The 2368-nt window shown below is 42.1% G+C and carries 3 protein-coding genes; all 3 read right to left on the bottom strand.

Features of this window, described 5'->3' with window-relative positions; all coding sequences use genetic code 11:
- Nucleotides 1–424 (bottom strand): molybdopterin-binding protein (locus ACRCJ0_RS12095; RefSeq protein WP_431390576.1); only part of this gene is annotated, 424 nt, incomplete at its 3' end.
- A 114-nt stretch (nucleotides 425–538) separates the two neighbouring features.
- Nucleotides 539–1117 carry a CDP-diacylglycerol--glycerol-3-phosphate 3-phosphatidyltransferase gene (gene pgsA, locus ACRCJ0_RS12090; protein WP_431390575.1) on the bottom strand — a complete coding sequence of 193 codons (579 nt, stop codon included), beginning with the start codon at nucleotides 1115–1117 and terminating at the stop codon, nucleotides 539–541.
- 89 nt (nucleotides 1118–1206) lie between these two features.
- On the bottom strand, nucleotides 1207–2368 hold a 1162-nt coding region (locus tag ACRCJ0_RS12085; protein WP_431390574.1), incomplete at its 5' end, for a DNA translocase FtsK.

The raw sequence follows: 2368 nt of genomic DNA, 5'->3' as shown, positions 1-2368 counted from the left end.
GGTTATCATGTTCAATAGCTGTACCAAGCGCTTGCCCTACATCATTAGGGAAAGTATGTCCTGCTTGAAAAGTCAGTCCCATGGCCAGATTATTTTCAGTCATGACTCTGCCTTTAAAGGCTGCTTTGATGGTTTCCATCCCCACTTCATCGTGAATGAGTGGTTGATTTAAGTATGCTGAAATAGTTTGTTTAGTTAAATCATCTCGGGTAGGCCCTAAACCACCTGTATAAATAATGATATCCGACCTTTGTTCAGCCTGAGCAGTCACTTTCTTTAACCGTTCAGGGTTATCGCCAATGACCGTTTGTACGTAATGGTCAAAGCCTAATTCATTCAATTTTCGTGCAATAAATTGTGCATTTGTATTTGCGATTTGTCCTATTAACAATTCTGTTCCGACAGCTATAATTTCTACTTTCATTCTTTTCCCACCTAGTAGTATTTACGTTTTATTTATGCGTTTGCGCATAGTGATTCTTGTATATTATAGAACAAAAAAGAGCCTGGTAAAAACCGAAGCCCTTAAAAATTGTGCTTATAGTCCGTCTGAAAATACGGAAATATTTTTAACGAAGTAGTCTACACCTGAATAGATGGTGAAGATTAATGCTAGATATAGTAGGATTTGCCCGATTGAAAACGGCAAGAATCCTAAGGGGAAATCCCCGATTAACAAAAAGATAATGGACAGCATCTGGGTGAATGTTTTCAATTTCCCAGCACTCCCAGCTGCCATGACTGTCCCTTTTTCTACTAGTAATAGGCGGAGTCCGGTGACAGCTAATTCGCGCATGATAATGATTGAGACTAACCATGCTGGTGCTAAATCGATACCAACTAAGGCGATAAAGGCTGTTGCAACGAGCATCTTGTCGGCTAATGGGTCGGCAAATTTACCGAAATTAGTGACAAGGTTGTCGCGACGTGCGATGTAACCGTCTAGCCAGTCGGTGAATGATGCACCTGCGAAAATGATGGCTGCCACCACGTATTGCCAGTACCACTGACTGCCGAGTACTTGTGTACCATCTCCACTTACTGGAATAGATACGAAAATCATGAAGATTGGAATCATGATGATCCGAATGATGGTTAGTTTATTTGGTAAATTCAAATAATCCCTCCTTGTTGACTGTCTGCTATGCTAAAGATAGTATAGCATTTTTTGACTTGGAAAATGTGTGTATCGGCCTATTGCATAAACTATTCGGTTGGTTCATCGCCGTTTTCTTGGAAGATGTTAACTGTTCGTGGTTTAGACCCTTCTTGTGGGCCGACAATTCCACGTTGTTCCATATCATCTACTAGACGGGCGGCTCGGTTGTAACCGACTCTAAATTGACGTTGTAACATAGAAATCGAGACGGTTTCACGGGTTTTAACAAATTCTAGGACAGTATCCCACATTTCATCTAAATCTTCGCCTGGCGCTGATTCTTTGGTCTCAGTTGGCATCATAGATTCGACATAATTTGGTTCTTGTTGGTCTTTTACAAAAGAGACCACTTGTTCCACTTCGTCATCTGTGATAAAGGCCCCCTGGACTCGAATTGGTTTCGACTCACCCATAGGTAGGTAGAGCATGTCTCCTCGACCCAATAATTTCTCGGCCCCGTTTTGGTCGATGATGGTTCTTGAGTCAGTTCCCGAAGATACGGCAAAGGCAATTCTTGATGGTACGTTGGCCTTGATAATCCCTGTAATAACGTCAACAGATGGTCTTTGTGTCGCTAGAATCATATGTATACCAGCAGCACGTGCCATTTGTGCTAGCCGGGTAATTGCGGCCTCTACTTCTTTAGAAGCGACCATCATCAAGTCGGCTAACTCATCTACAATCACAACGATATAAGGGAGGGTCGGATGTGCAGTACCTTCATTAAGGTTTTCTTCATGAACGAAGTCATTGTAACCGTCAATATTCCGTTGGCCCGAAGCAGCAAACAATTCATAACGACGTTCCATTTCTTGAACGACCTTTTGTAAGGCTTGAGCTGCTTTTCTTGGATTGGTTACAACTGGTGTTAATAAGTGTGGAATACCGTTATAAATCGATAGTTCCACTTTTTTAGGGTCGATCATCATCAATTTGACTTCATTTGGCTTGGCCTTCATCAAAATGGATACGATAATCCCGTTGATAGCGACTGATTTACCAGATCCGGTAGACCCAGCAACCAATAGATGGGGCATCTTGGTCAAGTCTGCTGAACGAATATTGCCCGAAATATCTTTTCCTAATGGGACTTCCAAGACTTTACCCGATTGCAGTTGATGTTCGAAAGAATCCCGAAAGGAAACTAAGGATACATCTTGATTGGGCACTTCAATCCCGATAAAGGATTTACCTGGAATTGGCGCCTCA

The sequence above is a fragment of the Aerococcus sp. L_32 genome, assembly GCF_050689315.1.
Note: the sequence above shows the minus strand (reverse complement) of the source record. Positions and strands in the feature narration are given on the sequence as shown.